Below are 21056 nucleotides of genomic sequence, written 5' to 3'. Positions count from 1 at the left end.
AAGAGAGTTTCCGAGGGTGAGATGAAGACTTCGAGCTGGTGGGCGATGGGGTTGGTGTTGTCGGCAAGCGTGGCGCAGGCGCAGGGCAATCTGCAGGCTTCGATGGCGAAGCTCGACGCCGCCAGCGCGCAGTTCAAATCCGTGCAGGCGGACTTCCACAAGGTCTTTCATCACGGCCCCTCGCTGCCGATCCCCGACGAGACGCAGGACGGCAAGATCTACGTGATGCGCGTGGCGGGCAAGCCGCAGTTCGGCATCCTGACCCTGGGCGCGGACTCGCGCACGGTGCAGTACATGAACGGCAGCCTGAAAGCCTACAACCCCAAGATCAAGTGCTACGACCCGGTGAACGGGGGGAGCAAGATCGAGGCTGGCCTGACGTTGGGCTTCGGCGGCAGCGGCAAGGAGATGCAGGCGGCGTGGAACGTCACTGACCTCGGCCCGGAGACGCTCGACGGAGCCAAGGTGGAGAAGCTGGACCTGACCCCGAAGGACCAGAGCGTGCGCTCGAACATCGAGCATGTGACGCTGTGGATCCTGCTCGATCGTGGTTATGCGTTGAAGCAGGTACTATACGCGCCGGGCGGCGACGTGCAGACAGCGGTCTACACGAACATTCGCTACAACGAAAACAAGGTAGACACCAAGCCCTTCGAGTTCAACTCCAAACCCTGCGGCAAATAGTACTTCGTACCGTTCTCGATCCGCTTCGCGGATGAAACCTTAAAAAGCCGCAACGTGGCTGGGGTGAGGGATTGCTTCTCAGGCTGGATTTTGTGGCTGAGAAAACACGCGAAGCGTCCAGGACCGCACGAAGTGCCGCCCGCCCGGCGTTAGGGCGCTTTTTGCTGTTGCTTGGGGAGCATAGTGAAGCACGCAGCAGCGAAAACGATCAAAACCGGGAAAAACTCCAACGTATAACGCGGTTCGGAATTGTCGATCGTAAGCAGCAGAACAATCCGCAGCAATATAGACGCCGCCATCGCCCACAGGATCGTAAGCTCCCCTGCCCTTGCCGTGTGGATTGCGCGGCGGAACCCCAATGCGGCGACGGCCAGATAAGCCAGGTTGAGCACGGCGTAGGCCAGGGCAAAGCTCGAAGCCAGAGGGTTGGTAAATCGCCACCACTCCAGCGGGACGGGCATGTACTCGGTGCGCGGGCGAAACATCATGTTGATGACGCGGCCCACCGGCAGCGCCACGTAGTAGCGCAGTGGATTGAAATGAATCCGGTCGGTGGCGAGGGCGTTGAAACGCGCGTCGAAGACCGGGGTGGCGTTCGAGGTCTCGTTGTAGCGGTCGAGCAGGGCTGCGGTGGCAGCGTACTGGTCATCCGAATCGAAGGCGCGGGTGGGCAGGTCGTTAACCGAGATCGGTGCGCCGTCGTAGTTCCAATATGCCGTCTCGGTAGAGGCGAAGTCGAGCCCCCAGGTGCGATACCAGCGTTGAAATCCGAGGGGGATGAACTCGCCGGGATCGGTAGCGAAACGCGGGGCCAGCGGCTGGAAGACGTGGAAGGTGCGATGGTTACGGATGGTCCACGGCACCAGCGGCAGCAGGGTGAGGATAGCGGCCAGAACGACCGGCGCGGCGGCTCGCAGCAGGCTGGCCGGACGCGGACTGAGGACGAGCCAGAGCATCGCGGGAACGACAGCAGCGGCGAGGAGACCCTGCTCCGGGCGCAGCAGGACGGCGTAGGCGAGCGCGGCAGCGAGGACAAAGAGCCAGCGGTTCACCGCAGCACCGGCAGCGCTCCAACGCTCCAGCGCGTAGAAGGCCAGGGCGATGTAGAAGAGCGAGAGGGTCTCTGTGAGCGGAACGGCGACATAGCTGGCCGTGAAGGGGCAGAGACAGCCGAGGAAGAGCGCCGGGAGGCGGGCTCGTCGACCGAAGAGGCGGTCGGCGAGCGAGGCCACGAGCGCACAGGAGCAGAGGTCGGCGACGGCCTGGATCAGCATGACCGGCACGTACTCCTGCACGCCGAAGAGGCGGAAGCAGGCGGCGAGAAAGAGCGGGTAGCCGGGGAGGCGGATAAGCGTGGGGCGCGGAGCCACAGCCACTCCCCTGACAACACGGGTGAAGCCGTAGATGCCGTGCTGAAGCCAGTTGGAGGCAATATCTCCGTAGACGAGCGTGTCGCCGTCGATGCGGGCGTGGTGGACGATGAACCAGAGGCGCAGAATCAGCCCCAAGGCCAGGGCCAGGAGATACCAGGGCCACTGCCGGCTAGATGCGGATTCCGGAGATGGCTTTGCGACGGACACTGTGAGCAATAATATCGCGGGTACTTCGTACCATTCTCGGGGCGGCATGGGGCAGGATTATCAGCATAGGGTCTCCCGCTGGTCGGCAACAAAATGTTCGCTGCCGACCAGCGGGATGCCCTCAGAAGCCAACTTCCCTCATACCACCCCGAGAACGGCACGAAGTGCTACGTTGACTCAAGCCATTAGGCTGCATACGATTGCGTCAGGACCACACTCCAGCAATCTTATTCAATGAACAAACAAGTCTTCTACGATCCGCAACGCAAGCGATGGAAGCGGCTTCGCCGCATCTTCGACGTGCTGGCTCTATTGGGACTTGTCGTAGGCACCCTTTTCGTGGGCGGCCTGCTGCGGATCAACCCTCTGCCGCAGCTTCCGTTCGCCTCGCCGACGCGGCGATACCGCGCCCTGACGGAAAAGCCCGTGCCGGTCCTGAAGGCTGGGCAGAGACGCCAGTCGGCTCACCGCAAGACGCGGTTGAAGCCCTCGGACGTGCCCCTGAACTCGGGCGAGGGGCTGCGCGCGGCTTACTACGTAGAGTGGGACGCCGCCAGCTACTCGTCGCTGAAGCAGCACCTGAAGCAGATCGACCTGCTCTTTCCGGAGTGGCTGCACGTCGTCACGCCGGACGGTACGCTGACGGCGTACAGCTCGGACAACACGCCCTTCCCCGTCGTGGACAACGCGGGCGTGCATCGCGTCGATGTAGAGAATAAGGTGGCCCGGGCCATCGCCGAGGCGCGTGAGGACACCGAGATCTTTCCTCTGGTCAATAACTACGACCCGCTGAAGTCGGCGTTCATTCCGGAGACTGCGGCTTTCTTCAAGAGCGACGCCGCGCGGGCGCACTTCGTGGCGCAGGTGGAGCGGTTCCTGGCCGAGAACGTGAACTACGGCGGCCTGACGCTGGACTTCGAAGAGATTCCCCTGGAGGCGCAGCCGGGCTTCAACCAGCTCGTCCAGACGCTGTACCAGGACTTCCAGCAGAAGCATCTGCGGTTGTACATCAACACGCCGGTCGGCGATCCGGAGTTCAACCCGGCCTTCCTGGCCGCGCACTCCGACGGCCTGCTGCTGATGAACTACGACCAGTACCAGTCCACCTCGATGCCGGGACCGATTGCAGGGCAGGACTGGTTCATGGATAACCTGCGCGAGGTGCTGAAGACCGTCCCCAAGGAGAAGATCATCTGCTCGGTGGGCAGCTACGGCTACGACTGGACGCTGACGCAGGAGCCGGATGCTCCGCCGGTAAAGCGTGGCCACAAGGCCAAGCCCTTCGTGCCTAAGCTCATCACCGCACAGAGCATCACCACGCAGGAGGCCTGGCAGGCGGCCTCGGACTCAGGCGCGCAGATCGAGCTGGACTCCGACTCGCTGAACGCGCACTTCGGCTTCGAGGACGACGACGCGCACGTGCAGCACCAGATCTGGTTTCTGGATGCGGTGACGGTACTGAACCAGATGCGCGCCGCGCGCACGCTGGGACTGCAAACTTTTGCACTATGGCGGCTGGGCTCGGAAGACAACTCGCTCTGGAAGATATGGGATTCGCCCTCTCATGTGGACCCGACCAAGGAGCTGGCAACCGTGGAGCCGGGCTACGACGTCGATACCGAGGGCGACGGCGATATCCTGCGGGTGACGACGAAGCCGCAGTCCGGCAAGCGCGCGGTGACGCTCGACGACGACGACAGCGTACCGGTGATGGCGAAGATGGTGACGGAAGAGAAGATGCTTTCGTATCCGCTCTCGTACACGGTGCAGCAGTACGGCTATCACCCCAAGAAGGTGGCGCTGAGCTTCGACGACGGGCCGGACCCGGAGTGGACGCCAAAGATCCTCGACGTGCTGAAGAAGTACGGCGTGAAGGGCACCTTCTTCATGATCGGCGAGGTGGCGCAGGATAACGTCGGCGTGATGAAGCGGGTGTACGCCGAGGGCCACGAGATCGGCAACCACACCTTCACGCACCCGGATATCAGCGACATCTCGACCACGCAGGTGGATCTGCAACTGAACCTGACCGAGCGGTTGTTTGCCTCGAAGCTGGGGGTGCAGCCGCTGTACTTCCGGCCGCCGTACTCCATCGACCAGGAGCCTGACACTAACGATCAGGCGGCCCCAGTGGCGCGGATTCAGGGGCTTGGCTACACGATCATCGGCAACAAGATCGACACCAACGACTGGGACGAGCATCCCAAGAAGACCCCGCAGGAGATTCGCGACGCGGTCTTCCAGCAGATCAAGGATATGGAGGCGCACCCGGACCGGCGTGGGTCCATCATCCTGCTGCACGACGGCGGCGGCGACCGCCAGGTAACCGTGGCTGCCCTGCCTGTGCTGATTACGGCTCTGCGTCAGGCAGGCTATGAGATCGTGCCCGTCTCGGAGTTGCTGGGCAAGACGCGCGACCAGGTGATGCCGCAGCTCAACGCGGTCCAAAGGCGGCAGGCATGGGTCGATTCGATCGCCTTCTTCTTCTTCAGCTTCTTCAACCACGTAGTCATCTGGGTCTTCTACGTGGGCGACATCCTGATGAGCGCACGGCTCATCATCATCGGCCTCTTCGCAACCATCGACCGCTTCCGTAAGCGCAAGAACTTCGCCACACCTGACTACCAGCCGCGAGTGGCGGTGCTGATCCCGGCCTACAACGAGGAGAAGGTCATCGTCCGCACGATCCGGTCGGTGATGATGTCGAACTACAAGAACATCCGCATCGTGGTCATCGACGACGGCTCCAAGGACTCGACCTACGAGACCGCCCTCAAGGCGTATCCGGACGATATCGCCAGCGGGCGTCTGACCGTGTTGACCAAGCCCAACGGAGGCAAGGCCGACGCGCTGAACTTCGCGCTGGAGACGATTGACGAAGAGATCTACGTCGGCATCGACGCGGACGGCGTCATCGCGCACGACGCCATCACGAACCTGGTGCCGCACTTTGCCAACCCCAAGATCGGCGCGGTAGCGGGCAACGCCAAGGTCGGCAACCGTGTGAACCTGTGGACACGCTGGCAGGCTCTCGAGTACATCACCAGTCAGAACTTCGAGCGCCGGGCGCTGGACCTCTTCGACGTGGTGATGGTGGTTCCGGGCGCGATTGGCGCGTGGCGGACGGCTCCCGTGAAGGCGGGTCACGGCTACCACTCGAACACCGTGGCCGAGGACGCCGACCTGACGATGAACCTGCTCGAGCAGGGCTACTCGGTCATCTATGAGGACAGCGCGCTGGCCTTCACCGAGGCCCCGGTGAACATGGACGGGCTGATGCGGCAGCGTTTCCGCTGGTCGTTCGGCATCCTGCAGGCGATCTTCAAGCATCGTGGCGCCATCGCCAAGCACCGCGCGATGGGGCTGTTCGCACTGCCCAACATCGCCATCTTCCAGATCCTGCTGCCGCTGGCTTCTCCCCTCATCGACCTGATGTTCGTGGCCGGGATCATCCACTACTTCATCGACAAGCACTTCCACCCGGAGGCGGCCTCGGCGGACAGCCTCTACAGGCTGATTACGTTCTTCGTCGCCTTCCTCGTCATCGACTTTGCGGCCTCGACGCTGGCCTTCGCGCTGGAGCGGAAGCATCCGGCAAGCCGCGGAGACGGGTGGCTGCTCTTCCATATCTGGATTCAGCGCTTCAGCTACCGGCAGGTCTTTTCGATTGTGCTCTTCAAGACGCTAAAGCGGGCCATCGACGGCAAGCCCTTCAACTGGGACAAGCTGGAGCGGACGGCGAAGATGTCCGAGATCACCGACCAGATCACCCAATAAGCAATTCGTGCAGTTCTCGGGGCGGCGTGGGTGAGTTAGCTTCTGGGGGCTTACCCATATCACCTCAAGAACGGTACGAAGTACAATCGTGACGAGATGAATACCAGCGAGATCACTTCCCTGCCGCCCTTTTCGAACCATCCTTACTTCGACTTCACGGATGCGGAGGTGAAGCGCCGGATGCAGCAGACTCTGGCCGAGGTGGAGAACAAGCTAGGGCTCGAGTACGACCTGGTGATCGGTGGCCGCAGGGTCAAGACCGCGGAAAAAATCCTCTCGATCAATCCGGCGAACCCGTCTCAGGTCGTGGGGCGGCACCAGATGGCCGAGGCCGAGCACGCCGACGATGCGATGACCGCCGCGCTGAAAGCCTTTGAGAGCTGGAGCCGGACCACCGTCGCCGAGCGCGTGGAGTTTGTGCTGCGGGTCTCGCGGCTGCTCGAGTCGCGCTACATGGAGCTATGCGCGTGGCTGACCTTCGAGGCGGGCAAGAACTGGGCCGAGGCCGACGCCGACGTGGGCGAGTGCATCGACTTCCTGGAGTTTTACGCACGCGAGGCCCTGCGGCTGGATCAGGCGGAGACGCCCATCAAGTTCCCCGGCGAGCGTAACCAGTTGCGTTATGTGCCGCTTGGCGTGGGCGCGGTGATCCCGCCGTGGAACTTTCCGCTGGCCATCATGGCCGGAATGACCATGGCCGCAGTGGTGACCGGCAACACCGTCATCCTGAAGCCCTCGGTGGACTCGCCAACGATTGCGGCGATCTTCTTTTCCATTCTGGAGGAAGCTGGCCTGCCCGACGGCGTGGTGAACTTCTGCCCCGGCGCGGGTCCGGGATTCGGCCGGGCGATTGTGGCTCATCCGCAGACCCGGTTCGTGGCCTTCACCGGCTCGAAGGCCGTCGGCCTCGAGATTCACGAGAGCGCCGCCGTGACGCGGCCGGGCCAGCGCTTCATCAAGCGGACGATCCTCGAGTTGGGCGGCAAGGACGCCATCATCGTGGCCGAGGACTGCGACCTGGATGCGGCAGTCGAGGGAGTGGCCGTAAGCGCCTTTGGATTCAATGGGCAGAAGTGCTCGGCCTGCTCGCGCGTCATCGTCGAGGACAGCATCTACGACGTCTTCTGCGACCGGCTGCGGGAGCGGGTGGCGACGATCCAGCAGGGTCCGGCGGTGGAGAACTTCTACGCGGGCGCGCTCATCAACCAGATCGCGGTCGACCGGGTGATGAAGTACATCGAGATCGGCAAGGGCGAAGGCCGGCTGCTGCTGGGCGGCGATAAGATCGAGAGCGAGACCAACGGGTACTATGTGGCTCCGACGATCTTCGCGGACGTCGCGCCGACGGCTCGGATCGCCCAGGAGGAGATCTTCGGGCCGGTGCTGGCGGTGATCCGGGCAAAGAGCTTCATCCAAGCACTGGAGATCGCGAACAACACGGAGTATGGCCTGACCGGCGCGGTGTACTCGAAGTCGCCGGAGCGGCTGGAGCTGGCGAGCCGGGAGTTCCAGGTGGGGAACCTGTACCTGAACCGCAAGTGTACGGGCGCGATGGTCGGGGCACATCCCTTCGGCGGCTTCAATATGAGTGGGACGGACTCAAAGGCTGGCGGCGCGGACTACCTGCTGCTGTTTACGCAGGCCAAATCGATCGCCGAGAGGCTCTAACACCTAAAAGCCCATGCCTCAGAACTGAGGCATGGGCTTTTAGAAATTATGTAGCTTAAGAGGCGCTGTTCATCTGGAGCAGCGTCCCCACCTTCGCAGCGGCCTCGGCCAGGATGCGGTGGTGCAGCGTGAAGAGGGCCAGCTCCAGGCGATCCGAGACGCCGGTCTTGTCGTAGATGCTGCGCAGGTAGTTCTTGATGACCTGCTCCTTGGTGTGGAGCTGGATCGCGATGTCCTTGTTCTTGCAACCCTGAACGATGAGGGCGACGATCTGCATCTCTTTCGGGGTCAGGCGGTCGCGCACGCGGGCTCCCACCGAGTCCTGTGGCTGGATAACGGCCAGGCTGGTCCGTTCAATGGAGCGCTGCCCGCGCGCCACCCGGCGCACCGTATCCAGAAGCTCCGGCCCGGTAACGTTCCGTCCGACGATGCCGAAGAGCCGCCCCGAGAGGCTGGGGGAGATCTGTTCGTTTTTTTCGGCGATCAGGATGCCGCGGCTACCTGCCTCCTCGATGTTCGTCAGGATGACATTCAGATCGAGCGGCAGACCGGAAGAAAAGATCACAATGGAATTGCGAAAGCTGCCGATGGTTGGTGCAAGTCGTGCAGGATCTTCGCACTGCGCGATAATGCGCATGTCATCCTCGAGTGCGAGAACACGCGCAGCACCGGCGCGGAAAATAGCCTGGTCATCGGCCAGGATGATTCGATTCATCGTAGAAAGCCTCCGCGGAACAATGGCATACTCAGCCCCCGTTCCATCATCGGCGATTGGGGAGTGCAAGGGAAGATTTGTCCAATATTACTACAGACTTAAGTAACGTTCCGTACATTGAAATCTACAACATCGGGGAGCTTGCTCAACCAGATTCCAATGTTTCCTAACCCTGTATCCTGACCCGCGCAACGGGGCAAATCTGATACACCTGTAATATCGCCTGATCTCCATGCGGGTCCGCGGTGAATTTCTTGCACCCTGGGCCCAGACCGTTCCATCTAAATTTCACGGCGGGGGTTTTTGCGCTGGGCTCCCGAAGAGGTTTTATCCGGATATGGCAAAGCCGATTTTGCTGGCAGTCGATGACGATACGAGCGTGCTCGAAGCCGTGGTCCAGGACCTGCGGCGGCAGTACGGACAGCGTTACCGGATTGTCCGGGCGGCCTCGGGTGGGGCTGCGCTGGATATCTCGACCCAATTAAAGGAGCGCGGCGAGGCTATCGCCCTCTTCCTCTCCGACCAACGGATGCCGGGCATGACCGGCGTCGACTTTCTGCAGAAGGCCCTGCCCCTTTACCCCGACGCCAAGCGCGTGCTGTTGACCGCGTACGCCGATACCGAGGCGGCGATCCAGGCGATCAACGCGGCCAAGATCCACTACTACCTGAACAAGCCCTGGGACCCGCCGGAGGAGAAGCTCTATCCGGTACTGGACGACCTGTTACAGGCCTGGAATGAAGGATATAAGCCTCCCTACGAAGGGATTCAGGTGGTTTCGGCGCGGTGGGCTGCCGGAGACCACGAGGTACGCAACTACCTGGCGCGCAACCTGATCCCCTTCAAGTGGCTGAATCCGGAACAGAGCCCGGACGCGCTGGATCTGCTGAAAGCAAAGGGGATCGACGACGCCAAGCTGCCGGTGGTCCTCTTCGGCGACGGCACGGCTCTGGTGCAACCGACGACCTCGCAGATCGCCGAGAAGGTCGGTCTGAGGACGCAGGCACAGCAGGAGTACTACGACGTGGTGGTCATCGGCGCGGGTCCGGCGGGGCTGGCGGCCGGGGTCTACGGCGCATCCGAGGGGCTGAAGACGCTGCTGGTCGAGCCCTTCGCGGTCGGTGGCCAGGCCGGGTCCAGCTCGCGCATCGAGAACTACCTCGGCTTCCCCGAGGGCCTCAGCGGCGATGAGCTGGCCAAGCGGTCGTACCTGCAGGCACAGCGCCTGGGCGTCGAGTTCCTGACCAACCGGGTCACCGCGATCCGCACCGAGAACGGCTATCACCTGGTGGAGATGCAGGACGGCTGCGTCATCACCTGCCGGGTCTGCTTGGTGGCCACGGGCGTCGACTACTGCCGCCTGGACATCCCCGGTGAGCAGCAGTTCAGCGGCGCGGGTCTCTTCTACGGCGCGGCCCTTACCGAATCCAATAGCTGCGCCAACGAGGAGGTCTACCTCGTCGGCGGGGCCAACTCCGCCGGACAGGCGGCGATGCACTTTGCGCGGCACGCCTCCAAGGTACACATGCTGGTGCGCGGCGAGTCGCTTGAATCGAGCATGTCGAAGTACCTGATCGACCAGATTGCGCGGACCCCGAATATCGTCGTCGAGACCAGGACTGAAGTAGTGGCGGTCAGCGGAGACGGGCACCTGGAGTGCCTGTCGCTGACGACGCCGCGCGGCCCTGAGGTACGCAAGGCCAACTCCCTGTTCATCTTTATCGGCGCCGCTCCCAAGACGAGCTGGCTGCCCGACGCCATCGCCTGCGACAGCAAGGGCTTTGTGCTGGCCGGTCCCGACGTGAAGAGCAAGTCTCCGGGGAGCTGGAAGCTGGAGCGCGAGCCGTACCTGCTGGAGACGAGCCTGCCCGGCATCTTTGTGGCCGGCGACGTACGTCACGGCTCGGTAAAGCGATGCGCCTCGGCTGTGGGCGAAGGCTCGATTGCAATTCAGTTCGTACATCAGTATCTGGCCACACTATGAACGCCAGGCAAGGAGCAGGACAGGTGAAACAGGCATGAGTGAGACAAAACAAATCGGACGAAGCGAACAGATCGTGCGGTTGAGCGATGAGCTGCTGGCTCTGCTGCATACGGTCCCGATTTTTGCGTCTCTCGACGGCGACAAGCTGCACTGCCTGGACGGCACGCGCCTGCTGTACCTCGAGACCAGCGACGTGCTCGTTCACCAGGGCGATATGGTGCGGTTCTTCTGGATACTGCTGGCGGGCTCGATGCGGGCCTCGCAGGCTATGGCCGACGGACGCGAGATGCCGTTGCACACCCTGACTCAGGGATTTGCGTTCGGCGAGGTTCCCCTGCTGGCGAACATGCCGCACTCGGTGACGCTGAGCGCGAGTGAGCCATGCCAGCTGCTGGAGCTGGATGAGGAGCAGTTCTGGAGCCTGATGACGAGCTGCCCCGAGGTTCGTCGGGCGATCCTGGGCAACATGGCGTATCGCCTGCAGAAGATTCAAAGCTCGACCCTGCACCAGGAGAAGATGGCTTCGCTGGGCACGCTGGCAGCGGGCCTGATGCATGAGCTGAACAACCCCGGTGCGGCGGCGCGGCGCGCGGCCTCGCAGCTACGGTCTAACCTGACCCGGATGCATCACCTGGGCGCGAAGTGGACGCGGATCAAGCTGACCGAGGAGCAAAAGCAGTGCATCTACGACCTGCAGACGCAGGCGCTGGCCACGGACCATCCCAAGCGGATGAACTCGGTGGAGCAGATGGACGCCGAGGAGAAGCTGGCGGAGTGGATGGAGTCGGCCAAGGTGGAGAATGCCTGGAAGCTGGCGCCGACGCTGGTCTCGGTCGATATCGACACCAAGGAGCTGGAGTGCGCGCGGCGGTGCTTCGATGAGTCGGACTTCTCGGACGCGCTGAGCTGGGTGGAGGCAATGATCTCAAGCCAGCAGCTCGTGGCCACCATCGAGGAGAGCATTGGGCGGGTCTCGGACCTGGTACACGCGGTCAAGACCTATGCGTATGAGGGCAAAGGACAGCGCCAGACGGTAGACGTGAACGACAGTATCCACGCGACGCTGGTGATCCTGGGACACAAGCTGCGGGAAAAAGAGGTCCAGCTCGAGAAGCACTTTGCGGCCGACCTGCCGGTAATGCACACGGAGTGCTCGGGGCTGAACCAGATATGGACCAACCTGCTGGATAACGCGATCGACGCGGTGGAACAGCATGGCACGATTGCCGTGAAAACCTGGCCGGAGAAGACGCAGGACAAGGCGGGTAAGGAGCAGGTCGACCTCTGCATCAGCGTGCGAGATAACGGCAGCGGGATTCCGCTGGAGAGTCAGTCGCAGATCTTCGACTCGTTCTATACGACCAAACCTGTGGGCGTCGGGACGGGGCTGGGGTTGGGGATCGTGCAGCGCATCGTGGAGCAGTATGGCGGCGTGATCCGGTTCAGCTCGGAGCCGGGAGCGACGGAGTTTGTGGTCCGCCTGCCTAGCGAACGCCCTTAGCGGTTAGCTGTGCGCTATGATTCCGTCAGGAGAGCCTGCCTTGTCCCTGACACCTTTTCATATTGCCTTCCCCGTGAATGATCTTGCGGCTGCGCGCAGCTTTTACGGCGACGTCCTCGGCTGCCCCGAGGGCCGCTCGAGCGACGAGTGGATCGACTTCGACCTCTTCGGCCACCAGATCGTCGCGCACTACAAAGCGCCCGTCGCAGCTCCCGAGGAGACGCACCACAACGCCGTCGATGGCCACGCCGTGCCGGTGCCACACTTCGGCGTCGTGCTGACGATGGAGAAGTGGGAGGCGCTGGCCGAGCGCCTGAAGGCCGCGGGAACCAGCTTCGTCATCGAGCCTTACGTCCGCTTCAAGGGCGAGGTCGGGGAGCAGGCTACGATGTTCTTCCTTGATCCGGCGGGCAATGCGCTTGAGTTCAAGGCTTTCAAGGATATGAGCAGTCTCTTTGCCAAGTAAGACAACGGCAACAGCGCCCTAACGCCGGGCGGGCGGCACTTCGTGCGGTATTGGACGCTTCGCGTTTTAACCGCCGCCATTCGTCAAACCCTGACTTCCTCTGTCAAAATGGGTGAAAGGTTCTCTGGAGGAATTGTTTGCGTATTGCTCTTTTTGTCGCCTGTTATAACGACACCCTCTTCCCCAGGACCGGCATCGCCGTCACCTCTGTGCTCGAGCGCCTCGGCCACACCGTCGAGTTCCCCATGCAGCAGACCTGCTGCGGCCAGATGCACTACAACACCGGCTACCACAACGAGGCGCTGCCGCTGCTGCGCCAGTTCGTCGAGACCTTCCGCCACGCCGAGGCCGTCTGCGTACCCTCCGCCTCCTGCGTCGCCATGATGCGCGAGCACTACGAGCTGATGGCCCAGAAGGAGAACGACGAGATCCTGCTGGCCGATGTGCGCGCCCTGCTGCCCCGCATCTACGAGTTCTCCGAGCTGCTAGTCGATTGCCTCGGCCTCGAAGACGTCGGCGCATACTTCCCGTACAAGGTTACCTATCATCCCTCCTGCCACTCGCTGCGCATGTTGCACGTGGCCGATAAGCCACTAAGACTGTTACGTAAGGTCAAGGGGCTGGAGCTGATCGAGCTGGCCAACCGCGAGCAGTGCTGCGGCTTCGGCGGCACCTTCGCGGTCAAGAACCCGGACGTCTCAGCCGCGATGCTCAAGGAGAAGACCACGGCGGTCGAGGGCACCGGCGCTTCGATCTGCGCGGCGCTCGATAACTCCTGCCTGATGCAGATATGGGGCGGCCTGCACCGCGAAGGCTCCCCCATCCGCACCATGCACCTGGCCGAGATTCTCGCGGAGACGGAGGCCACCCAGTGAGCGTTCGCGTAGGCAAGACAGCCACGGCACCGGCCTTCCCCGTCGCCGCCAAGAAGGCGATGCAGGACGATCAGCTTCGCCGCAACGTGCACCACGCCACCTCCGTCATTCGCGGCAAGCGCGAGCTGCGCGTGGCCGAGATGCCCGACTGGCAGCGGCTGCGCGACGCCGGGCACGCCATCAAGGACCACACGCTGCTCTATCTCGACCACTACCTCGAGATGTTCGAGCGCAACTGCGAACGAGCGGGCGGCAAGGTTCACTGGGCGCGTGACGCCGACGAGGCCAACGCCATCGCCATCCAGCTCATCCAGCGGTACGGCGGCACCGAGGCCGGCGGGATTGAGGCGATTAAGGTCAAGACCATGACCTCGGACGAAGTACAGATGAACCCCGCGCTCGAGGCCGCGGGCATCCATCCCTACGAGACCGACCTGGCCGACATGATCGTGCAGATGGGCGAGGATCAGCCCTCGCACATCGTGGTTCCGGCGCTGCACAAGAACCGCCATCAGATACGGGAGATCTTCATCAAGAAGATGGAGCTGGACTCGCTGGGCGACCAGCCCGCCGACCTCGCTGACGCCGCACGCGTCTATCTGCGGGAAAAGTTTCTGCGCGTCAAGATTGGCATCAGCGGAGCCAACTACGCCATCGCCGAGACCGGCGCGGTCTGCGTGGTGGAGTCCGAGGGCAACGGCCGCATGTGCCTCACCATGCCCGACGTCCTCATCACGCTGATCGGCATCGAGAAGGTCATCCCCACCTTCCGCGACCTCGACACCTTCCTGCAACTGCTTCCCCGCTCCGCCACCGGCGAGCGCATGAACCCCTACAACTCGCTCTGGACGGGCGTGCATCCGGGCGACGGGCCGCAGGCCTTCCACGTCATCCTGCTGGACAACGGCCGCACCGAGTTGCTCGAGAACGAGCGCGAGCGCGAGACGCTGGACTGCATCCGCTGCGGAGCCTGTCTGAACGCCTGCCCGGTCTACCGCGAGACGGGCGGCCACGCCTACGGCTCCATCTACTCAGGCCCCATCGGCGCGATTCTTTCTCCTCAGCTTCAGTCCATGGAGCACTCGCGCTCGCTGCCCTACGCGTCTTCACTGTGCGGAGCCTGCTACGAGGTCTGCCCGGTCAAGATCAATATCCCCGAGACGCTGATCCACCTGCGCGGCCGCGTGGTGCGCGAGAACCAGGAGACCTTCCTCGGCTCCATCGCTCCGGAGAACCTGGGGATGCAGCTCGCCGCGCACCTCTTCACCCATCCCGACGAGTACGAAATGGCCCAGAGCCTCGCGGCCATCGGTCAGAAGCCGCTGATGCGCGGCGACCTCATCGGCCCGCTGCCTGGACTGCTGGGCGGGTGGACGAAGTTCCGTGATTTAGCACCGATTCCGTCACAATCTTTCCGCGACTGGTGGAAGTCGCGCGAGAAGCAACAGCATAAGGAGGCTCGATGAGCGAGTCCGGCACAGCACGCGCGGAGATCCTGCGGCGTATCCGCACCAAGCTTCCGCCGCAAACCGAGTCCGCAGCGGCCTCCTACGCCCGCGTTCCCCGCGAGTACACGCAGTGCGGCTCGCTCGACCACGAGGCCATGATCGACCTGCTCATCGACCGCCTGGTGGACTACGACTCGGACGTCTTACGCGTGCCCAAGGGCGGAGACGTGAGCGGCGCGGTCGCTGGGCTGCTGGCCAAGAAGGGCGAGACCCGGCTGATCGTGCCGCCGCAGGTGGACCCCGCGTGGGTGCCCGCCGGACTCGACCTGCTGCCCGATACCCCGCCGCTCAAGACCGACGCCATCGAAGGTGCGCAGGCCGTGCTGACGCCGTGCGAGGTCGCCGTCGCCTCCACCGGCACCATCATCCTGAAGCACGGCCCGGTGCAGGGTCGCCGCGTGCTGACTCTGCTGCCCGACCATCACATCTGCATCGTGCGCGAGGATCAGGTGGTCGAGTCGGTCCCCGAGGCCTTCGCCCGCCTGACCGGCACCGGCGACGCCCCGCTCACCACCATCTCCGGCCCCTCGGCCACCGCGGACATCGAGATGACCCGCATCCGCGGCGTCCACGGCCCGCGCCGCCTCAGCGTCATCCTGATCGGTCTCTAAAGCATGAGCCTCTACGAACAAGCTGTAGCCGCCTCCGCCCCTCCGCGCCCCAGGGTTCCCCGGCCCATCGTCGTCCTCGGCGCGGGCGGCATCGTCAAGGCGGCTCACCTTCCCGCCTACGCCAAGGCCGGATTTCCGGTCATCTCCATCGCCGACAGCGCCCCCAGCCGCGCCATCGAGCTGGCAGCCGAGGCCCACATCCCCCATGCCTTCGACTCTGTCGCCGAGGCCATCCGCTTCGCCCCCGCCGACGCCGTCTTCGACGTGGCTGTCCCCGCCTCGCAGCTTCTCAACGTCCTGCCACTGCTCCCCGAGGGCGCGGCGGTGCTCATCCAGAAGCCCATGGGCGAAACGCTCGAAGAGGCCCGCGCCATCCGCGACCTCTGCCGTGCCCGTGGCCTCACCGCCGCCGTCAACTTCCAGCTACGCTACGCCCCCAACAACCTGGGAGCAGCGGCTCTGGCCAAGGCGGGCCTGCTGGGCACGCTGCACGATATGGAGGTGCAGGTCCGCACCTATACCCCTTGGAAGTTGTGGACATTTCTGGCCAAGGCCCCGCGCCTCGAGATCCTCTACCACTCCATCCACTACCTCGATCTGGCCCGGTCATGGTTCGGCACGCCGCGCGGCATCTACGCCAAAACCGTCCGCAATCCCAACCCGGACTCGGCCCATCTGGCCGCCACCAAGTCGTCCATGATCCTCGACTACGGCGACGACAGGCGCGTCTTCATCGTGACCAACCACGGCCATGACCTCTCCGCGGCCAGCCAGCGCAGCTTCGTCCAGTGGGAGGGCACGGATGGGGCCATCCGCATGGACATGGGTGTCAACCTCGACTACCCCAAGGGTGTGCCCGACACGCTCTCGTACATCGAGCGCAGCGCGGAGCCAGGAGACTGGCACAACCTGCCGGTGAACGGCAACTGGTTTCCCGATGCCTTCATGGGCAGCATGGGCGCGCTGCAAGCCTTCGCCGAAGGCTCCGCGACCAAGCTTCCCACCAGCTTCGAGTCCGCCTACGAGACCATGGCCCTGGTCGAGGCCGCCTACCGCTCCAGCGCCCGAGGGGGCGAGCCTTTGGAGCTGTAACCAAAGCCGGAGCAACCGAACCCACGCAACGTCCATCACAGCACGAAATGCCCCGGCGCGAGGGCACTCTTACCATTGTGTCGGGATTCTGCAAATTCCGCCCTTTGAACCTCTCGATACACCCTAGAATGGACGCCAGAGATGAAGCGCCTCACTAAACGTCCCATCGTGATCACCCTGCTGGCGGTCGCGATCCTAGTCGTCGCGGCTAATGCATGGTTCGCCATTCGCGCCGTCGATAGCCTGTTGCAGAGCGAGCAGTGGGTCGAGCACACCTGGCAGGTGATCGATCAGGTTGAGCGCGTGATGGGCTCGGTAAAGGATGCGGAGACCGGCTGCCGCGGCTATCTGCTGACCGGCGACGAGAGCTACCTGACCTCCTACATTACCGGCACGCGGGCGCTGCCGGCCGAGTTGGATACCCTTCAACACCTGACTGCGGACAACGCAGCCCATCAGCAGCGGTTGCGCGAGATACGCGCCATCATGGAGGAGCGGCTGTCGTTGCTGGCGCAGGGCATCGCGGTGCGCCGCGGCGGCGAGCTGGATTCGGTGCGCAGCACGGTGCTCAGCGGCACCGGCAGGCTGCAGATGGACCGGCTGCGCGCCATCGCCGACCGGATGGAGCAGGACGAACGCCACCTGTTGCAGATCCGCACCGCCAGCGCCCGCTCGAACGACCGGCGGACCACCGTTGCCATCATCCTTGCGAGCTGCCTGGACCTGCTGCTCATTCTCTTCATGCTGCGCTACCTGCGGAAGGAGCAGGGCCTCCGGATTCAGGCCGAGGAGCAGGCTCTGCGACTGGCCGCCGCACGCGCCGAGTCAGACGCCAGGGCCGCCGAAGTCAGGAGGCTGAACGAGACGCTCGAGGAGAACGTCCGCGCCCGCACGGCGGAGCTGGAGACCACGAACCGCGAGCTGGAGGCCTTCAGCTACTCGGTCTCGCACGACCTCCGCGCCCCCTTGCGCACCATCGACGGCTTCAGCCTTGCGCTCGAGGAAGATTACGCCGCCGCGGTGGATGAGGCGGGCCGCGACTACATCCGCCGCGTGCGCTCGGGGGTGCAGCGCATGGGCCAGCTCATCGACGCGCTGCTGCAACTCTCGCGCATCACCCGCGCCGAGATCCTGCCCCAGCTCTGCAACCTCTCCCAGATAGCCGAGGCCGTCGTCGAAGACCTGAAGGCCGAGAACCCCGGCAGCACCGTCTACTTCGAGATCGAGAAGGGGCTTACGGCTTTCGCCGACCCGGCCCTGGTGCAGGTCGCGCTCGAAAACCTGCTCGGCAACGCGGTCAAGTTCTCCTCCAAGGTGCCCTATCCCCACGTCTCTTTTGGCTGGGACAAGAAAGAAAAAGCCTGGTTCGTCAAGGACAACGGGGCCGGATTCGATATGCACTACGCCGATAAGCTCTTCAACGCCTTCAACCGCCTGCACGGCGACAAGGACTTCAAGGGCTCAGGCATCGGCCTCGCCACCGTCGCCCGCGTCATACGCCGCCACCACGGCCGCATATGGGCTTACAGCACCGTAGATCGTGGCGCGATCTTTTGGTTTACGTTAGGATAGCTCCCATGGCTCCTGATCCCACCAAGCTGATTTTGCTGGTCGAAGACGATCCCGATCATGAGCTTCTCACCATCCGTGCCCTTAAAAAATCAAGCATCGCCAACGAGGTGAAGGTAGCCCACGACGGGGAAGAAGCGCTCGATATCCTCTTCGGGCCGGAGCCCATGCAACCCCAGGTGATCCTGCTCGACCTGAAGCTGCCCAAGGTCGACGGACTTGAGGTGTTGCGGCGCATCCGCAGCGATGAGCGCACCCTGATGCTGCCGGTCGTCATTCTGACCTCGTCCGACGAGGAGCGCGACCTGGTCGCCAGCTACAAGATGGGGGTCAACAGCTACATCCGCAAACCCGTCAACTTCAACGACTTCGCCGAGGCCACTCGACAACTTGGAATGTACTGGCTCCTGTTGAACGAATGCCCACCCAAGGCGTAGCCCCCCAACCTCTCGAGGTACTCCTCATCGAGGACAATGCCGACGACGCTCTCCTGCTGGAGCGCCATCTGCGGCGGAACGGATTCTTACCCCGCATCATGCGGGTGGAGACCGAGGCCGAGATGATCGCGGCGCTCAACGACTCGCACGCCATCGACGTCGTGCTGGCGGACTACAACCTGCCCACCTTCAGCGGCCCCGCCGGTCTCCAACTGCTCAAGTCCTCGGGGCGCGATCTTCCCTTCATCATGATGTCGGGCGCGGTCTCAGAAGAGACAGCCGTCGCATCCATGCGGGCGGGCGCTCATGACTACGTGACCAAGCAGAACCTGACCCGTCTGGTCCCGGCCATCGAGCGCGAGTTGAAGGAGGCCTCCGCACGCGGACACCGCCGCGCCGCCGAGCTGGCCCTCACGGCCAGCGAGTCCCGCTTCCACCGTCTGGTCGAGGCCATGCCGCTGGGTCTGCTCATCACCGACGCCGCGGGCAACGTCACCTATGCCAACGCCGCCATCGAACGGCTGCTCGGCTACTCCGCCGGGCAGTTGGCCTCAGGGACCATCCGCGTCGCCTCCCTGCTGCCCCAGCTCATCCCGCTGATCGAGCCCGCCATCTCCGCCGAGCCATCCGAACAGATCTGCGTCACCAGCGACGGGCGCACGATGGAGGTGCTGGTCGGAGCCGCGGTCCTGAACCCGGAGACACGCGCCGAGGACAGGCTGGCCGCGGCCTTCATCGCCGACCTGACGCTGCAAAAAAAGAGTGAGGAGGTCCTGCGCCGGACCGAAAAACTGGCCGTCGCGGGGCGGCTCGCAGCCTCCATCGCGCACGAGATCAATAACCCTCTCGAAGCCATCACGAACTGCCTGTACCTGCTGGCGCAGAGCAACCTGGAACCCGAGGCGCGCAGCTATCTGGAGCTATCGCAGAAGGAGCTGAACCGTGTGGCGCAGATCACCGTTCAGACCCTGAAGTTCTATCGGGGATCGACCTGGCCGGTCTTCACCGACGTCAACGAGCTGATCGAGAGCGTGCTCGTCGTCCTGGACCTGCGGATGCGGCAGCACCAGATTCAGGTGGTGTGGGAGCAGCGCAAGATCCCCGAGGTCGAGGCCTACGACGGCGAGATCCGGCAGGTAGTGGTCAACCTCATCAGCAACGCCATCGACGCGCTGAACGGAGGCGGCAAGATCATCATCCGTACCTCCTACACGCGAGACTGGATCTCGGGCCGCGAAGGCGTGGGCATCACCATCGCCGACACCGGCACCGGCATGGATGCCGCCACCCGCAGCCGCATCTTCGAGCCGTTCTTCTCCACCAAAGGCATCACCGGCACCGGCCTGGGGTTGTGGGTGTCGCGCGAGATTGTGGATCGCCACAAGGGTTTTCTGCGCCTCAAAAGCCGCAGGAGCACGCCGGAGGCAACCGGGGGGACCGTCTTCCGGCTGTTCATTCCGATTGGGATGGGCGTGCCTGAGGCAGCGGAGCCGATCGGCTAAACGGCGCTTTCAACAGCAAGCTGTGGCTCCGGAATATGCCGGTAGGTCGGCTCGAAACCGAGTTCACGCGCCACGCTGAGGATGCGCTCGAAGTTCAGGCTGATCGTCGCACCCGCCTTCTGGGTCACTTCATCCTCAATCGGCAGGTCGAAGTCGTCCGCGCCGTAGAGCAGTCCTTCGAGCGCCCGCTCGTTCTGGGTCAGCACCGAGGTCCGGATTCGGGGCACGTTGTCCAGGAAGATACGGCTCAGCGCGAGGTGGCGCAGGTACTCGCCGGTCGAGATCTCGATGCCGCCGATCTGGGTGAAGTAGGGCTTGTAAGTCCAACAGAGGAAGCTGGCCAAGCCGCCGGTCTGGTCCTGAAACTGCCGCGTTCGTTCCAGATGCTCGATGCGCTCCTCGATCGTCTCGTCGAAGCCGATGACCATGGTGGTCGTGGTCTTCAGCCCTGCCGCCACGATAGCCGCCTGGGCCTCGAAGTACTGTGCCACGGTGTACTTGAACTTGCTGTGCCGCCGCCGGAAGTCCTCGGTCAGAATCTCGGAACCGCCGCCCGTGATCCAGCGCACGCCCGCCTGCTGGAACCGCTCCGCCGCCTCGGCATAGCTGAGCTTGGCGTGGTCGGCGAGGTACATGAACTCGGCGATGGTGAGCGCGTAGAACTCCAACTGATCGCCGTAGCGGGCGCGGATGGAGGCGAAGAGGTCGCAGTAGTACGCGAGCGGAAGATGCGGGTTGAAGCCTCCATTGAAAGCCGCCAGATCGCCGCCGAGGGTGAGCAGCTCGTCCAGCTTGGCGAAGACCTGCTCCTGGCTCAGGACGTAGCCGCCCTCCTGACCGGGTAAGCGGTAGAAGGCGCAGTAGTCGCACTGGGCCACGCAGACGTTGGTGTAGTTGACGATGCGCATGACCAGATAGGTACAAGCCGAAGGCTCGTGGAAGCGGGCACGGACCTGAGTAGCCAGCTCGCGCAACTCGGCATCGCTGCCGTTCTTCCACAGCCACAACGCCTCGTCGGCCGAGATGCGTTCGCAGCTTGCAACCTTGCGTCTGAGTTCGCTGAGAGTGACGATGAGATTTCTCCTGC

Annotated in this window: 16 protein-coding genes; 13 read left to right on the top strand and 3 right to left on the bottom strand. The window is 63.5% G+C overall.

The genetic code is table 11. The annotated features are described in order from the left end of the window. The first annotated feature begins 21 nt into the window (after nt 1-21). Nucleotides 22-684, top strand: coding sequence for an outer membrane lipoprotein-sorting protein (locus FTO74_RS05400; RefSeq protein ID WP_162537225.1), 663 nt, complete (start codon nt 22-24; stop codon nt 682-684). Between the two features lie 149 nt (nt 685-833). Here the strand turns inward: FTO74_RS05400 and FTO74_RS05395 are convergent, their stop codons facing one another. Continuing rightward, a complete protein-coding gene (locus tag FTO74_RS05395; RefSeq protein ID WP_255462516.1) occupies nt 834-2192 on the bottom strand; it encodes a glycosyltransferase family 39 protein in 1359 nt (452 codons plus the stop codon). Between the two features lie 306 nt (nt 2193-2498). Between FTO74_RS05395 and FTO74_RS05390 the strand changes: the two genes are divergently transcribed. Beyond that, on the top strand, nt 2499-6041 hold the full coding sequence (locus FTO74_RS05390) for a polysaccharide deacetylase family protein (RefSeq protein WP_162537223.1): 3543 nt from the start codon (nt 2499-2501) through the stop codon (nt 6039-6041). 96 nt (nt 6042-6137) lie between these two features. Beyond that, nucleotides 6138-7709, top strand: coding sequence for an L-glutamate gamma-semialdehyde dehydrogenase (gene pruA / locus FTO74_RS05385; RefSeq protein WP_162537222.1), 1572 nt, complete (start codon nt 6138-6140; stop codon nt 7707-7709). 55 nt (nt 7710-7764) lie between these two features. On the opposite strand, the gene FTO74_RS05380 is transcribed toward pruA, so the two are convergent. After that, the gene (locus FTO74_RS05380) at nt 7765-8424 is read right to left on the bottom strand and encodes a response regulator transcription factor (protein ID WP_162537221.1); all 660 of its coding nucleotides are present in this window, start codon (nt 8422-8424) and stop codon (nt 7765-7767) included. 337 nt (nt 8425-8761) lie between these two features. Between FTO74_RS05380 and FTO74_RS05375 the strand changes: the two genes are divergently transcribed. The 10 genes from FTO74_RS05375 (at nt 8762) to FTO74_RS05330 (ending at nt 19969) form a co-directional block, all read left to right on the top strand. Then, nucleotides 8762-10408, top strand: coding sequence for an FAD-dependent oxidoreductase (locus tag FTO74_RS05375; protein ID WP_162537220.1), 1647 nt, complete (start codon nt 8762-8764; stop codon nt 10406-10408). 34 nt (nt 10409-10442) lie between these two features. Continuing rightward, nucleotides 10443-11909 (top strand): ATP-binding protein, encoded by a 1467-nt coding sequence (locus tag FTO74_RS05370; RefSeq protein ID WP_162537219.1) that lies wholly within the window; start codon nt 10443-10445, stop codon nt 11907-11909. Between the two features lie 40 nt (nt 11910-11949). Continuing rightward, nucleotides 11950-12375, top strand: a complete 426-nt coding sequence (locus FTO74_RS05365; RefSeq protein WP_255462515.1) for a VOC family protein — start codon at nt 11950-11952, stop codon at nt 12373-12375. Nucleotides 12376-12512: 137 nt separating this feature from the next. Next, nucleotides 12513-13250, top strand: a complete 738-nt coding sequence (locus FTO74_RS05360; protein WP_162537217.1) for a (Fe-S)-binding protein — start codon at nt 12513-12515, stop codon at nt 13248-13250. Then, nucleotides 13247-14716, top strand: a complete 1470-nt coding sequence (locus tag FTO74_RS05355; protein ID WP_162537216.1) for a lactate utilization protein B — start codon at nt 13247-13249, stop codon at nt 14714-14716. The genes FTO74_RS05360 and FTO74_RS05355 overlap by 4 nt, the downstream gene beginning before the upstream one ends. Next, nucleotides 14713-15369, top strand: a complete 657-nt coding sequence (locus FTO74_RS05350) for an LUD domain-containing protein (RefSeq protein WP_162537215.1) — start codon at nt 14713-14715, stop codon at nt 15367-15369. Before FTO74_RS05355 ends, FTO74_RS05350 begins: the two co-directional genes overlap by 4 nt. 3 nt (nt 15370-15372) lie before the next feature. Then, on the top strand, nt 15373-16461 hold the full coding sequence (locus tag FTO74_RS05345) for a Gfo/Idh/MocA family oxidoreductase (protein WP_162537214.1): 1089 nt from the start codon (nt 15373-15375) through the stop codon (nt 16459-16461). 141 nt (nt 16462-16602) lie between these two features. Then, the gene (locus tag FTO74_RS05340; RefSeq protein ID WP_162537213.1) at nt 16603-18033 is read left to right on the top strand and encodes a sensor histidine kinase; all 1431 of its coding nucleotides are present in this window, start codon (nt 16603-16605) and stop codon (nt 18031-18033) included. 5 nt (nt 18034-18038) lie between these two features. Further along, nucleotides 18039-18467, top strand: coding sequence for a response regulator (locus tag FTO74_RS05335; RefSeq protein WP_162537212.1), 429 nt, complete (start codon nt 18039-18041; stop codon nt 18465-18467). Next, nucleotides 18449-19969: a hybrid sensor histidine kinase/response regulator gene (locus FTO74_RS05330; RefSeq protein ID WP_162537211.1), complete on the top strand. Its 1521-nt coding sequence runs from the start codon at nt 18449-18451 to the stop codon at nt 19967-19969. Before FTO74_RS05335 ends, FTO74_RS05330 begins: the two co-directional genes overlap by 19 nt. Here the strand turns inward: FTO74_RS05330 and FTO74_RS05325 are convergent. Continuing rightward, the gene (locus FTO74_RS05325) at nt 19966-20976 is read right to left on the bottom strand and encodes a radical SAM protein (protein ID WP_255462514.1); all 1011 of its coding nucleotides are present in this window, start codon (nt 20974-20976) and stop codon (nt 19966-19968) included. The two genes, FTO74_RS05330 and FTO74_RS05325, sit on opposite strands and share 4 nt — an antisense overlap. Nucleotides 20977-21056: the final 80 nt, after the last annotated feature.

The organism is Granulicella sp. WH15 (assembly GCF_009914315.1).
GTDB lineage: Bacteria > Acidobacteriota > Terriglobia > Terriglobales > Acidobacteriaceae > Edaphobacter.
The sequence above is the reverse complement of the archived record's forward strand: the minus strand, read 5'-3'. Positions and strand labels throughout refer to the sequence as shown.

What these genes read in the sequence shown, in the direction of transcription:
- FTO74_RS05400 (WP_162537225.1), top strand. Translation starts at nt 22, where the DNA reads ATGAAGACTTCGAGCTGGTGGGCGATGGGGTTGGTGTTGTCGGCAAGC.
- FTO74_RS05390 (WP_162537223.1), top strand. Translation starts at nt 2,499, where the DNA reads ATGAACAAACAAGTCTTCTACGATCCGCAACGCAAGCGATGGAAGCGG.
- pruA (WP_162537222.1), top strand. Translation starts at nt 6,138, where the DNA reads ATGAATACCAGCGAGATCACTTCCCTGCCGCCCTTTTCGAACCATCCT.
- FTO74_RS05380 (WP_162537221.1), bottom strand. Translation starts at nt 8,424, where the DNA reads ATGAATCGAATCATCCTGGCCGATGACCAGGCTATTTTCCGCGCCGGT.
- FTO74_RS05375 (WP_162537220.1), top strand. Translation starts at nt 8,762, where the DNA reads ATGGCAAAGCCGATTTTGCTGGCAGTCGATGACGATACGAGCGTGCTC.
- FTO74_RS05370 (WP_162537219.1), top strand. Translation starts at nt 10,443, where the DNA reads ATGAGTGAGACAAAACAAATCGGACGAAGCGAACAGATCGTGCGGTTG.
- FTO74_RS05350 (WP_162537215.1), top strand. Translation starts at nt 14,713, where the DNA reads ATGAGCGAGTCCGGCACAGCACGCGCGGAGATCCTGCGGCGTATCCGC.
- FTO74_RS05345 (WP_162537214.1), top strand. Translation starts at nt 15,373, where the DNA reads ATGAGCCTCTACGAACAAGCTGTAGCCGCCTCCGCCCCTCCGCGCCCC.
- FTO74_RS05340 (WP_162537213.1), top strand. Translation starts at nt 16,603, where the DNA reads ATGAAGCGCCTCACTAAACGTCCCATCGTGATCACCCTGCTGGCGGTC.
- FTO74_RS05335 (WP_162537212.1), top strand. Translation starts at nt 18,039, where the DNA reads ATGGCTCCTGATCCCACCAAGCTGATTTTGCTGGTCGAAGACGATCCC.
- FTO74_RS05330 (WP_162537211.1), top strand. Translation starts at nt 18,449, where the DNA reads ATGCCCACCCAAGGCGTAGCCCCCCAACCTCTCGAGGTACTCCTCATC.